The 12,507-nt window shown below is 45.7% G+C and carries 12 protein-coding genes; 8 read left to right on the forward strand and 4 right to left on the reverse strand.

All coding sequences use genetic code 11. The features are described 5' to 3' along the window. Positions 1-254 precede the first annotated feature (254 nt). A complete protein-coding gene (gene udp / locus RXX31_RS04660; RefSeq protein WP_317587942.1) occupies positions 255-1,013 on the forward strand; it encodes a uridine phosphorylase in 759 nt (252 codons plus the stop codon). 123 nt (positions 1,014-1,136) lie between these two features. On the opposite strand, the gene RXX31_RS04665 is transcribed toward udp, so the two are convergent. Both RXX31_RS04665 and RXX31_RS04670 read right to left on the reverse strand, forming a co-directional pair. Beyond that, entirely contained in the window at positions 1,137-2,297 is a 1,161-nt protein-coding gene (locus RXX31_RS04665) for a DUF1887 family protein (protein WP_317587943.1), read from the reverse strand. A 154-nt stretch (positions 2,298-2,451) separates the two neighbouring features. Beyond that, positions 2,452-4,443 carry a methyl-accepting chemotaxis protein gene (locus RXX31_RS04670; RefSeq protein WP_317587944.1) on the reverse strand — a complete coding sequence of 664 codons (1,992 nt, stop codon included), beginning with the start codon at positions 4,441-4,443 and terminating at the stop codon, positions 2,452-2,454. 315 nt (positions 4,444-4,758) lie between these two features. Here RXX31_RS04670 and hinT point away from each other — a divergent pair, with 315 nt between their 5' ends. The 7 genes from hinT to RXX31_RS04705 all read left to right on the forward strand — a co-directional run bounded on the left by hinT (position 4,759) and on the right by RXX31_RS04705 (position 10,970). Then, positions 4,759-5,109 carry a purine nucleoside phosphoramidase gene (gene hinT, locus RXX31_RS04675; RefSeq protein WP_317587945.1) on the forward strand — a complete coding sequence of 117 codons (351 nt, stop codon included), beginning with the start codon at positions 4,759-4,761 and terminating at the stop codon, positions 5,107-5,109. A gap of 72 nt (positions 5,110-5,181) precedes the next feature. Continuing rightward, the gene (locus RXX31_RS04680; RefSeq protein WP_317587946.1) at positions 5,182-6,579 is read left to right on the forward strand and encodes a hypothetical protein; all 1,398 of its coding nucleotides are present in this window, start codon (positions 5,182-5,184) and stop codon (positions 6,577-6,579) included. After that, positions 6,579-6,971 (forward strand): YcfL family protein, encoded by a 393-nt coding sequence (locus tag RXX31_RS04685; protein WP_317587947.1) that lies wholly within the window; start codon positions 6,579-6,581, stop codon positions 6,969-6,971. Before RXX31_RS04680 ends, RXX31_RS04685 begins: the two co-directional genes overlap by 1 nt. 51 nt (positions 6,972-7,022) lie before the next feature. After that, complete coding sequence (gene lpoB / locus RXX31_RS04690) at positions 7,023-7,613, forward strand: penicillin-binding protein activator LpoB (RefSeq protein WP_014231275.1); 591 nt, start codon at positions 7,023-7,025, stop codon at positions 7,611-7,613. A gap of 24 nt (positions 7,614-7,637) precedes the next feature. After that, complete coding sequence (gene thiK / locus RXX31_RS04695; protein WP_317587948.1) at positions 7,638-8,519, forward strand: thiamine kinase; 882 nt, start codon at positions 7,638-7,640, stop codon at positions 8,517-8,519. Positions 8,520-8,594: 75 nt separating this feature from the next. Continuing rightward, the gene (ycfP, locus tag RXX31_RS04700) at positions 8,595-9,134 is read left to right on the forward strand and encodes an alpha/beta hydrolase YcfP (RefSeq protein ID WP_317587949.1); all 540 of its coding nucleotides are present in this window, start codon (positions 8,595-8,597) and stop codon (positions 9,132-9,134) included. A 546-nt stretch (positions 9,135-9,680) separates the two neighbouring features. Next, complete coding sequence (locus RXX31_RS04705; RefSeq protein WP_317587950.1) at positions 9,681-10,970, forward strand: NAD(P)/FAD-dependent oxidoreductase; 1,290 nt, start codon at positions 9,681-9,683, stop codon at positions 10,968-10,970. A 128-nt stretch (positions 10,971-11,098) separates the two neighbouring features. Here the strand turns inward: RXX31_RS04705 and RXX31_RS04710 are convergent, their stop codons facing one another. Together RXX31_RS04710 and RXX31_RS04715 are read right to left on the reverse strand one after the other, a co-directional pair. Continuing rightward, positions 11,099-11,647: a GNAT family protein gene (locus RXX31_RS04710; protein WP_317587951.1), complete on the reverse strand. Its 549-nt coding sequence runs from the start codon at positions 11,645-11,647 to the stop codon at positions 11,099-11,101. A gap of 85 nt (positions 11,648-11,732) precedes the next feature. Next, the gene (locus tag RXX31_RS04715; protein WP_317587952.1) at positions 11,733-12,503 is read right to left on the reverse strand and encodes a peptidoglycan binding protein CsiV; all 771 of its coding nucleotides are present in this window, start codon (positions 12,501-12,503) and stop codon (positions 11,733-11,735) included. Positions 12,504-12,507: the final 4 nt, after the last annotated feature.

The following is a 12,507-nucleotide window of genomic DNA, read 5'->3' on the forward strand; positions in this document are numbered from 1 at the left end:
CTGCTGCGTTTAACATTATCTAGTTTGATGATTGGGAATGATAGACCTACATCATATATGCAACTACATTATTCTTTCATGTTTATTGTGAGCTAGATCTGTTTTATGTGAAAGTGGTGCTTGTTTACATTTTATGTGTGTGACGAGAGTCACTATATGTACCCTTAAGGTTGGTTACAGTACTTCTGTACCCAACCACAGATTAATGAGCTTATTACTTATTAATAAAAATAAGCCACAACAAGGAGCGACTTATGTCTCAAGCTGTATTCCATCTAGGTGTTACTGAAGCTGATCTTAATGGTGCGACTCTCGCCATCATTCCTGGTGATCCGGCACGCGTGCAAAAAATCGCGGAGCAAATGGAGAACCCAGTATTTCTTGCAAGCCAACGTGAATACACGCTATACCGCGCAGAGTTGGACGGTAAGCCTGTTGTGGTTTGTTCAACTGGTATCGGTGGCCCTTCGACTTCTATTGCGGTTGAAGAGTTAGCTCAGCTTGGCGTACGTACTTTCTTACGCGTTGGTACCACTGGCGCTATCCAACCAAGCGTAAACGTTGGTGACATGATTGTGACGACGGGTTCTGTTCGTCTGGATGGTGCGAGCCTGCACTTTGCGCCAATGGAGTTCCCTGCGGTCGCTGATTTTGATGTTGCAACCGCGATGAAAGCTGCTGTGGAAGAGTCTGGTGCGACCGTGCATATGGGTGTAACAGCATCAAGCGATACGTTCTACCCAGGCCAAGAGCGTTACGACACGTTCACTGGCCGTGTGGTTAAGCGTTTCCAAGGCTCAATGAAAGAGTGGCAAGACATGGGTGTTCTGAACTTTGAAATGGAATCAGCGACACTGCTAACCATGTGTGCAAGTTCTGGTCTTAAAGCCGGTTGTGTTGCGGGTGTTATTATCAACCGAACACAGAAAGAGATCCCGGATCACTCTACGCTGAAAGAGACAGAAGCTCGCTCTATCAAAGTTGTTGTAGAAGCTGCGCGCAAAATGCTTTAATTCGTCTCTCATTGACGAAAGAGAATCGAAAAAGCCAGAGGGAAACCTCTGGCTTTTTGCTTATGCTTGTAGCAACGATGACAAAAAAGCAACGTTTCCCGCTGCTTTTTGTCTTGTCCTTGATTAAACCTCGTCCGAGCCACCTGCCGCTTCAAACCATGCAGTAAGGTGGGTTTTAAGATCTTTAAGTTCATCAGGGCCTATCAGAGCTAGACCCAGGTCTTCAGCACGAGTAATGTCGTTATGACGTAACGGACGGAAGCTAACCAGCATCGCTCTTGCTTGCAGGCCACCTAATAGATCGCGCAGTGATTCCAGCTTGTACAGCGTATCATCGCCATCATCGCGCATGCCTTTTGTTTTACATTCGATGATGTGAAGCTTGTTGTTTACTACTGTCGCCACATCAAGTTCATTACGTACTTCGCTCTCTCCAAGCTTGCGATAGACCTGAACATTCAATGAGCGGTCTTGAATCGTCGGCATGGTGTCTTGAATCTGTTTAACCGTGCTGTGCACTAGCGTCTCTAGCCATTCTCCGTTAGAGAAGCGACGAGCGTCTTCGTTTGCGAACGTTAGAATGCCGTTTTCGTAAGTGGCAATTTGCGCTTCAACAAGATCACAAATCAACATATTGAGTTCGCGATAACCTTGTTGTTTTTCAGATAGCTCTACATCTAACTTTTGCTCTTTACGACATGTTGTCGCAAGGTAGTTCAGTGTCGCTAAGCCAGGGCCAAGCTCGAGTGCGTTTGATGCCCAGCGCTCACCCAGTTCGTAAAGCTTTTTATCAAGCAAAGGGGGGAGGTCAAGGTATTGGAACTCGCCACGTGCACCGAAAATAGTCAGGTAATCGGAAATTTTAATATGATCTTCTACCTGTGTGTCTTCCTGGCCATCAGGGTAAAGCCAGCATAATTTGTCACTGTTGGGTTCAACCACAAAGATGGGCCAGTGATAAGTGCGGAAGACTTCATAAACAGAAAGCAGGCGATGTCTGAGGCCACAGCTTGCATTGAGTTTGACTTCCTCACCGCGGTCATGAAGGTCCTGTGCTAATTTCTGAATCGACTGTTTAATCAAGGAGGTGTTGACTGCGGAAGGGATCTCAAAGAATTCGGAGGTAATCTCTCGTTGCGTTAATACGGAACTCAATCGGTTGTACATTTGTTTTTGGCTTGAGTCACCGATAAAGACAATATGCGAACTGAGTGTGCGATTATCCAAAAGAGGGGTAACCAATCTCACAGGGTCTTGGTCAATAATACCAACATGAACAGCCATAGATTTTCCTTTTTATGCGGCCGCTCGAAAATAGATATGCAAGAGGATGAGCCGGCCATACTAACGATATGTAGACACGGCGTATAAAAAACAAGGGCGACCTCATAAAAAGTCGCCCTTACACAGTTGGTTGAACCAGTTTCAGCAACAATACCTATAGCCTGAATCGATGAACCAGTTCATTTTGTTGATGAGCTAAATGAGTCAGCGATTCACTGGTTTGCGCTATGCTCGACATGGCCTGGTAGCTTTTATCTGCGATATTGCTGATGTCTTCAATGTTACGTGCGATATCTGCTGATGTTTCACTTTGCTCTGCTGCTGCTTGCGAAATATGTGTGCTCATTTGACTGATTTCGATGATAAGTGCCTGAATTTCTTCCATCGAACTATTGGCTTTCGATGCTTGTTCCACAGAGACTTCCATATCATGCATACAGCTTTGAATGACGTGGCTGGCGGATTGGGAGCTCGATTGCAGATTGCTGATCATCGACTCAATTTCCGTGGTTGATTCTGTGGTTCTGGAGGCCAGCACTCGTACTTCATCCGCAACGACGGCAAAGCCACGACCTTGTTCGCCAGCGCGAGCCGCTTCTATCGCTGCATTCAGTGCTAATAGATTGGTTTGCTCTGCAATGTTACGAATCACATCTAGGATAGAGCCAATTTGTCCGCTCATCTTCTGTAATTCAGATACAGCACTGACAGACTCATGTAAACGCGTCTCTAGTTGATTAATAGTGCTAATATTGCCGCTCATCGTATTGCGACCTTCTTCTGAAGCAGACTCTACACGCTGGACCATTTCCAGAGAACTCTGCGCATTTTGTGCCACCTCCTGAACAGAATGAGACATCTCGGTCATCGCTGTTGCGACATTAGCGGTCTGTTCACGCTGAGAGTTCAATTGATCCTGAGCTAAGGAAGAAGTTTGCTCGTTAGTGGTAGCAGTGGACGACAAGTTTTCAGAGGCATCATTCAACTTAACAAGAATATTGTGCAGGCTGTCAGCGAGAGAGTTAATGTGACCACTAACCCGGCTGAATTCATTTTTGTACCGAACATCTATTCGCTGAGTCATATCACCTTCAGTCAGGCTCTCAAGCACGTTTAGGATCTTGGTGAGTGGTTCACGCACACTGTGAGAAATGTGATAACCGATAGCGGCAGCAAACAGCACCACCACCACGCCAATGATTAATGCTTTTGTAACCCCTGCCGAGTAGATTTCACCCGCGTCAGCAAGGGAGTCATTTAATTTATCCGTGGCGGTGGTTGTAAACTGCTCAAGAACCGCCATGGTGGCGTCGACTTTGTTTGTCAGGTTGGCTATGTTGGCATACAGCGCTGAACGGGAGGTGAGGTAGTTATTGTGTTGATCCAGAACCCCGCCACGTTTACCCACATCACGAGTGAACTGTTCTACCGAATCGCCAAAGGCTTTTTCAAGCTCTGGCAATTGCGCCGACAGCCCACGGAATGCATAGTTCAAGTGCGTGACCGCTTTGCGGTTTTTCTGCACGGCTTTCGTGACAAACTCAGAATCTGAGCTGGCTAACGCATCGGAAGTGATCACTTCAGCGTCTTTGAGCTTGATGAAATAACTTTTCGCCAAAACTTTCACAGAGATACTGGATTGATCGTCGACGTACTCCTTCAGCCCGATAGAAAGCTCGGTATTCAATTTTTGAAAGCGTCGAGAGGACTTTTGAACCGCTGCTTGGGCTGCGAACATGGCTTCGTAATTGTCCATGGCTTCGATGGCTTCCGTAAAGTAGCTTTGCTCTAATGTTTTTAGCTCAGCAAATGGCTCTGTCAGAGAAGGGTAGCTCTGGCTCGCGGTTTGTAGGTCATTCAAAGTGGCTTCGAAACGTTGTTGAGATTTAGCGAATTCCTGACGTATTTCGTCCATGCGTTGTTTATTCTCAGTGGTCAGGAAGTCTTTGAAAGCTTTATCCGCCGACAGCATCTCAACACTGGTTTGGTTAGATAGTGAAACTAATGGTAAAGATGATTCGGACACGGTCTGGAATTTTCCATGAATGTCGTTCATCCCTCCCATCATAATGGCAATAGTGATGGCAAATAGGATGATGATAAGTGCAAAACCAGCATACATCCGTTTAATAACTGAACCTCGCATACGTGAGCGTCCTCTCCCGAAAAATAGACAAAAGGTTGCCAAATGACGTCAAGGTGCAGACTTCGTAGTGGGTTTGTCCTTACCTGGTCAGCATCTATCAGTGATTTGGAGATAATTTATAGTTGTCTTAAAAATGTAACAAAATTAATCGGATTGTATTGATTACGCGACGCGCATTTTATGACGCAGGCGACAAAAAGAGCTTTGTTTTAAAGACCTTAACGAATAATGTTAAGTGAACACTGTTTTTATTGAGCTCTGCTTAGGGTTGGCGCATACTAACTAAGTTACACAACTTTATTAAATGGAGTACCCATGCCGGAAGAGACAATCTTTAGTAAAATTATTCGCAAGGAAATCCCTGCAGACGTCCTTTACCAAGATGATTTAGTGACTGCTTTCCGCGATATTAACCCGCGCACGCCTAGCCATATCCTTATCATTCCAAATAAATTGATTCCGACAGTAAATGATGTGGAAGCTGAAGATGAAGCGATGATGGGGCGTTTATTTACCGTCGCGAGAAAGCTTGCAAAAGAAGAAGGCATTGATGAAGACGGTTACCGCTTGATCGTGAACTGCAACTCACATGGTGGCCAAGAGGTTTATCACATTCATATGCACCTATTAGGCGGCCGTCCTTTAGGGCCTATGGTGGTGAGCTAATCTGCCTTTTTGGGTGGTGAATACGCCACCCAATTTATACTATTTTCTGAGCACACATTTGTGGAGATAAATGTGAAATTAGGTGTGAAGCTATTCGGGCTGGTCAGTTGGGCTCTTATAGCGACCGGCTGTGCTAATTTGTCTGCGGGTAATTTGTTTAGCCACTACAGTGATCAAAGCCAAGAGATGTATCAAGCTGTGGTTGCTGGAGAATATGTGAAAGCCAAGCAACTTCAGTCGAGTGATGTTGGTGGTGAGATACTCGGCAATTTCGAAAAAGGCAGACTCTCATTTCTCGCTCAAGACTATCCAACCAGCCTCAGTGCTTTGGAAAAAAGCGATCGCGCTGTTCGTGTTCAACAAGAACGCGCCACTATCTCGCTCTCCGAAACCACCACCAGCGTCGGTGCTTTAGCCGTCAACGATAACCTCAAAGATTATCAACCTGCGGATTATGAGCTTGGCTTTCTGCACTTATATCTGGGACTCAATTACTTGCAGAAAAACGATCTGGAAGGTGCGTTGGTTGAAGTTCGTCGTGCTAACCAAGTCCAGGAAGCTGCCAGAAAAGCGCGTGAGAAATCGTTACAAGCTGCAGAAGAAGATCTGAAAAACCAAGGCATGTCAGCCAATTTGGGTAGCGTATTGGCAAACTATCCCGATGCAGGGGGGAAACTCAGTGCGGTACAAAACGGCTATCTGTTTTATCTTTCAGGTCTTTTATATGAAGCATCGCGAGACCTGAATAGTGCGTATGTCGATTACCGGCGCGCTCTGGCTGTGATGCCAGACAATAAACAAGTGATAGAAAGTACACTGTATGCTGCAAAGAACCTGGGCATGCGTGAAGACCTTAAGCTACTAGAAAAACGTTATGGTAAAGCACCACTGGGTCTGAATAAGTCACAAGGTCGCGTCATCATTTTTGATGAGCAAGGTGTGGTAGAAGCTTTGCAAGGCTGGCGCATCGATCTGCCCATTTACGACAGCCGAAAACAATGGGCTATCTACTCGTTAGCATTGCCTTATTACCCTCATCGAGGTTCACCGAGGTTTGGTGATGTGAGCCTGAATGGTATGACACTCAACTCGAGTATTTTGGCAGATGTAAATGCAATGGCCCAAAATGACCTTAATGAGCGTTTAATGACGATTGTGATTCGTCAGGCGATTCGAGTTTGGGCAAAAGACCGCGTTCGCAAAGAAGCGGCCGCGAGAGGTGATGATGTTGGTAACATTCTTTTTAACGTCTGGAACACATTAACCGAGCAGCCTGATACCCGAAGCTGGCAAACGCTGCCGGCACAAGTAAAAACCGCTTCACAAATCGTGAAACCAGGAGTGCAACGTTTAAACTTGGGTGATCAAGTTTATCAATTTGACGTGCCAGCACAGCAAACGACATTGGTTTGGGTCTCACGTCAGGGGTCACATTCGACGGTATGGCATAAACAACTGGGGAGATGGTAATGAGAGCGTGGCTTATAGGCTTAGCGATGATTATGGGTTTGGCTGGATGTGCAGACAACACGGCAGGTATCCGAATTGATGGCCAGACGCAGCAAATCTTTTTTAACGACAATGTGTTGGGCAGCCGTCTCGTAGTGGACAACGTTACGACCAGTTATGTCGACGACCGACCAAGAGGCGTGGTTCAGCTTAATAGTCATTATCAAGGGGATCAGCATATCCTCTACCGCTTTTACTGGTATGACAATAACGGCCTGGAAGTGAATACCAAGCCGGGTCCGTGGCGGAAAATGATTGTGCGTGGATTTGAGTCGGTGACACTTTCTGAAGTGACCGTGAACCCAAATGGCACGCTATTCCGCGTGCAGATCAGAGAAGCACAAGATAACTAATTTTAGCTTGCGCCCTGAGTGCGTAGGTGTTGTATAAACTGAGGAACTCTCATGAAAAAAAGTATTATTGCTCTTTTAGGTCTTGCCGTCATTTTAGGAGGGTGTTCTAACAAGGTCTCTTACGGTGATGCGCAAGCGACAGAAACCACCACCATTGATTTTGGTTCTACTGACTTGCAAACCATTGCCGCTGAGATGGTCGATAGTATGATGATGTCTGGCTCTGTAGCGGCAATTACTCGTGATCAACGTCCTATTGTGTTTGTTGAACGGATTAAAAATAAGACCAGCGAGCATATTGATACTGAGTCCATCACTGATACGATTTCTACTAAGATGCTGAATTCAGGTAAGTTCCGTTTTGTCGATATGGACCGCGTTGAGTCTGTTCGTCAGCAGCTGAACTTCCAGAATACCGATGAGCTAGTCAATCAAAGTACTGCTATTCAGTTTGGGAAAATGGTTGGCGCGCAATACATGCTTTACGGCAACCTTTCCAGCATCGTGAAGAACGCTGGAAGTGATAAAGATGTGTACTACAAAATGACCATGAGACTGATGGATCTGGAAACAGGCCTGATCGAGTGGGCAGATGAAACCGAAATCCGTAAAGCGCAATCGAAGAGCTTATTCGGTCTCTAACAGATAGTAACGGAGAAGTTATCAATGGCACTGTTCTCTTGGCCACAGGCAACGCAGCTGGATCCAACCCTGAATGCGCTTGATAGCTTCTTCGTAGCACCTCCTGTGAAAGTACAGACTCTCACAGGAGGGCTGACTAATCGCTGTTGGCGACTGGAGACATCCGATGGACAGGCTTACGTCTGGAGACCATTGAGCAAAGTATGTCAGGCATTTTTTATTTCTCGTCACAACGAATATCAGGTCCTGAGGGCGATCGAGCCTCTTGGAATTGGACCTAAGCCAGAATTCATCCATCAACAAGGTCTTCTCGTCGAGTGGATAGAGGGGGAAACCCTGACACATGTGGGTATTGAGCTAGACGAGTTACTTTCTCTCGCGGCGGCGATTCACACATATCCATCTAAAGTTGTCCCCGTTGTTCCTTTCTCTTATCTCTCCCGAATCGATCATTATTGGCTAGAATTAGGCGGTAACTACGTCGGCACTGAGTTCGAGGTGCTGTATCAAAAGTGGCGAACAGAACCGAGCATAGAGCAACTCCCCCTGGCACTGTGTCACTTTGATTTGGGTTGCTACAACTTGGTCCGTAGCGAAGAGGGATTGAGAGTTATCGACTGGGAGTATGCCGGGCTAGCCGATCCGAGATTAGACTTAGCGCTGACGTTACAGGTTGCTGATGTTTCTGTAGAAGATGCGGTAGAGCGCTATTGTCAAATTCGCAACATTGAAGATGTCTCAATGTGGGTAGAAGGGGTGAGAGCGTGGCAGCCAAGAACGTTAGTGATGGCGATGCTTTGGTACTTATTAGCTTATCAATTGTGGGGAGATGAACAATACTTAAACAGTGCCAATGAGTTTAAAGGTTTATTGTGTATCGACGGTCACTGTTTTGATAACTCGTGACATATTCCCCTTTAAGAGTAAGGAAATAGTGTTAGTTTTAAAAAAAGTACCAGATATTTACAGGGAGAGGTACAGATGATTATTTACTTGCACGGCTTTGATAGTACGAGCCCGGGTAACCACGAAAAAGTTCTTCAATTGCAATTTATCGACGATGATGTTCGTTTTATTAATTACAGTACGCTTCATCCGAAACATGACATGCAACACCTGCTAAAAGAGGTGTCGAAGGTCATTGATCAATCCGATGATCCGAATCCATTGATCTGTGGTGTTGGACTCGGTGGGTATTGGTCAGAGCGTATTGGTTTTCTGTGTGGTATCAAGCAGGTGATTTTCAATCCGAACCTGCATCCAGAGAAGAACATGGCAGGGCGTATTGACCGTCCTGAAGAGTACGAAGATATTGCAACGAAGTGTGTAGACCAATTCCGAGCAAAAAATAAGGGACATTGCTTGGTTATTTTGTCTAAAGAAGACGAAGTGCGCGACAATACAGAAACTGCCGCGGAGCTAGAAAAGCATTACCCAATCATTTGGGATGACACTCAAACACATAAGTTCAAGAAGATCTCTCATCACTTACAAGCAGTGAAAGAGTTTAAAAATAACTGACAAGGTTTTTCTCAATCCTATCTTCGCATTAAAAACAGCACTCTCAGGAGTGTTGTTTTTTATCACACACTCCTGATTACCGACTTTCCGTGCCTCAGTCACTAGATCTCTGACTTATCAAATTAAACAATAATTGTGTTCCGCCTAAAGTTTTACCGTAGAGGTTCTATGTGGCACGAAGGTGGTGTTGTAGACTGGTCGATAAAGTAGGCAAACCGCATTCTGAGCAAGGATTTTGGTTGCCTTCAAAACATGTCTCTATATAATGAGCGAGATTAAAATTATTTGACAAATATCAAAAAAAACTAGTGAGAGCAGGTAAAAACTTGCCCATTTTAGTCTGAGCTTGTAGGCATCAGACGCAGTAAAAGATGCAAAATAACCAGTTGATAAAAATGAAAAAAAAGTAAAGCATCTATTTTAATCCCAAAACTTGAGACACCTCTAAGAACCAAGAATTCATCAGTTGGATGCTTCTCATCAGTGTGGCTGATAGTGAAGGGTCGGGCTGAACCCATTTATTCATTTTTGTAGAGGAAAATCATTGTGACACGCATTATCGTTGTAGGCGGCGGTGCTGGTGGCCTGGAATTGGCAACTAAGCTTGGCCGTACACTTGGTCGAAAGAACCGAGCGGAAATTACGCTGGTAGACCGTAAAGCGAGCCACTTGTGGAAACCATTGCTACACGAAGTAGCAACCGGATCATTAGACGAGGGTGTCGATGCACTGAGCTACCGTGCTCATGCGAAGAATCATAGTTTCGACTTCCAAATGGGTAGTCTTCAAGACATTGACCGTGAGCGTAAAGTCATCACATTGAGTGAGCTTAAAGACGAACATGGTGAACTGCTCATGCCAAGTCGTGAGCTGGAATATGACATCCTGGTGATGGCGATAGGCTCGACTTCAAACGACTTCAATACCCCTGGTGTTCGTGAAAACTGTATTTTCTTGGACAGCCCAGAACAAGCCCACCGATTCCGTAGCGAAATGAACAATGAGTTCCTTAAGCTTCACGCGAAAAGTGGTAATGGTACCGTTGATATCGCAATTGTTGGTGCTGGTGCGACAGGGGTTGAGCTGTCTGCGGAGCTACACAACGCGATTAAAGAACTGCGTGCTTACGGTTTTGGTGACTTAGACTCAAGCAAACTTAATGTAAACCTGATTGAAGCTGGCCCACGTATTCTTCCTGCTCTTCCTTCTCGAATCTCAACTGCAGCACATCAAGAATTGACAAAACTTGGTGTGAATGTTCGCACATCAACGATGGTGACCAAAGCTGACAAAGACGGTTTGACAACCAAAGACGGCGAGAAGATTTCGGCTAAAATCATGGTTTGGGCGGCAGGTATTAAAGCCCCTGATTTCATCAAAGACATTGCTGGTCTGGAGACCAACCGAATCAACCAGCTAGTGGTGAAAAGTACCCTACAAACCACGCGTGATGATAATATCTTCGTTATTGGTGATCTGGCTCAGTGTACTCAGGAAGACGGCTCTTTTGTACCGCCACGAGCGCAAGCTGCGCACCAAATGGCAAGCCGAGCATTCAGCAACATTGTCGCGATGATTAACGGCCGCGAACTAAAAGACTATGTGTACAAAGATCATGGTTCTTTGGTTTCTCTAAGCCAGTTCTCGACAGTGGGTAGCTTGATGGGCAACCTGACCAAAGGTTCAATGATGGTTGAGGGTCGCATTGCTCGCGTGGTGTACATTTCACTGTACCGCATGCACCAAATTGCGCTGCACGGTTTGTTCAAAACGGGTTTGATGATGTTGGTTGGTCGTATTAACCGAGTACTGCGCCCGAACTTGAAGCTGCATTAATATATTTCAAACTCGCTTTGCGAAAGCAGAACGAGTTTATCAGCTGTTATTAATAACAAAGCCACCGCATGGGTGGCTTTTTGTTTATCGAACCCTGTTCCCTGACCAGTTAATTTTCCAGATTGATATTACTTAAGATCGTCTGGTAGCAGTGAATAGACAATACCATCTTTTGGCTTACCGTTATAAATATAGCGATTTCTCGCAATCGTCTCTCGGTGTGCCCCAACGGATTCGATCAGCGCCTGACTGGCCATATTATCCGGATCACAAACGATCTCTATACGTGTCAGACTCAGCTTAGCAAAGCAGAACTCGGCCAATGCGTACACGGCTTCTCGAGCGTAACCATGTCGTTGGTAACGATCAGCTATCCAATAGCCGATACTGGCCATATTGAAGGTGTGATAAAGCTCATTAATCGCAACCATCCCCAGCAGGGCATTGCTCTCACGTTCATAAACACCAAAACCAAAGGCTTCTGTTTTCACCCAGTTCAGGCGCGTGGAAAGCAAGAAGTCCTCTGCATATTGGATTGATACGTTTTCATCACACCAGTCTAGCCAGGTATGCAGGGAAGGTGATTGGGCAAGCAGAGCATGCAGAGCGTTAGCGCCTTCGGCAGGAATAAGACGTAAAGCTAAGCGTGGCGTGATGATTTCAAAATCGGGGCTCATGAATCGGTATGACTCCCTGGCTGATAGTTTTTTTAGTTATAAAACAAAAGCGCAGCCTGAGCTGCGCTTTTATTATCGTTATTATCTAGTTTACACGACGCACTTGGATGATCATTCCCATTAGCGGGCTATCCAGGTAATGTGTTTCGCTGCTTCGCATCCGACGTTTTTGATCGAGGCGGTAAGTCTTGAGGAACTTCTCTTCAGTTACGGTAGGTGATACGTCTGCTAAGTTGCCAACTTGAACATTAGTGTCAACGTCACCCATTTCGTCTGCAAGCTGCTCAACGGGTTTAGGTTCAAAACGAACTTGTCGGACTCCCGGCGCACGCAAATCCATGGTTGTCTCTGCAAACAGGTAGTGTTGAACGTAAACCTGAATTTTACCGTCTAATTCGTACAACGGGCCGTTAACGTTTGACTCACTGTAACCATCGCTAGCAAAGGTGGTTTGGCTACCATCGATAGGGCTGCCATCTGGATAATACGAGCCAGAAAAATCACGTCCAGCCACGATGCGGAAGGTTGGTGCACTGCCTTGCCCCTGATCACCTTGTCGCCAGGCTACGTGCTTTAGCACTCGAAATCCGGCATGACCGTTCAGCGCAGCTTCTTGTGGATTCAGGTGGAAAGAAGAGCTAGGCAGCAATGACACCCCTTTAGATGAGCGATAAGCGTCGCTATCTAAACTGCCGACATTAGTCATATCGATTTTCGGCAGTTGGTCTGGCCAAGACTCACTCGTGTTTTCCGCGTCGACGGTGCGCTTGAAAATGATCACTTCAATATCAAATTGACGTTGTGCCCAAGAGGGCATTGAGACACAAAGAAGTAATAACGGGATCAGTATTCTCATTCGA

The sequence above is a fragment of the Vibrio sp. EA2 genome, from assembly GCF_033042495.1.
Taxonomy (GTDB): Bacteria; Pseudomonadota; Gammaproteobacteria; order Enterobacterales; family Vibrionaceae; genus Vibrio.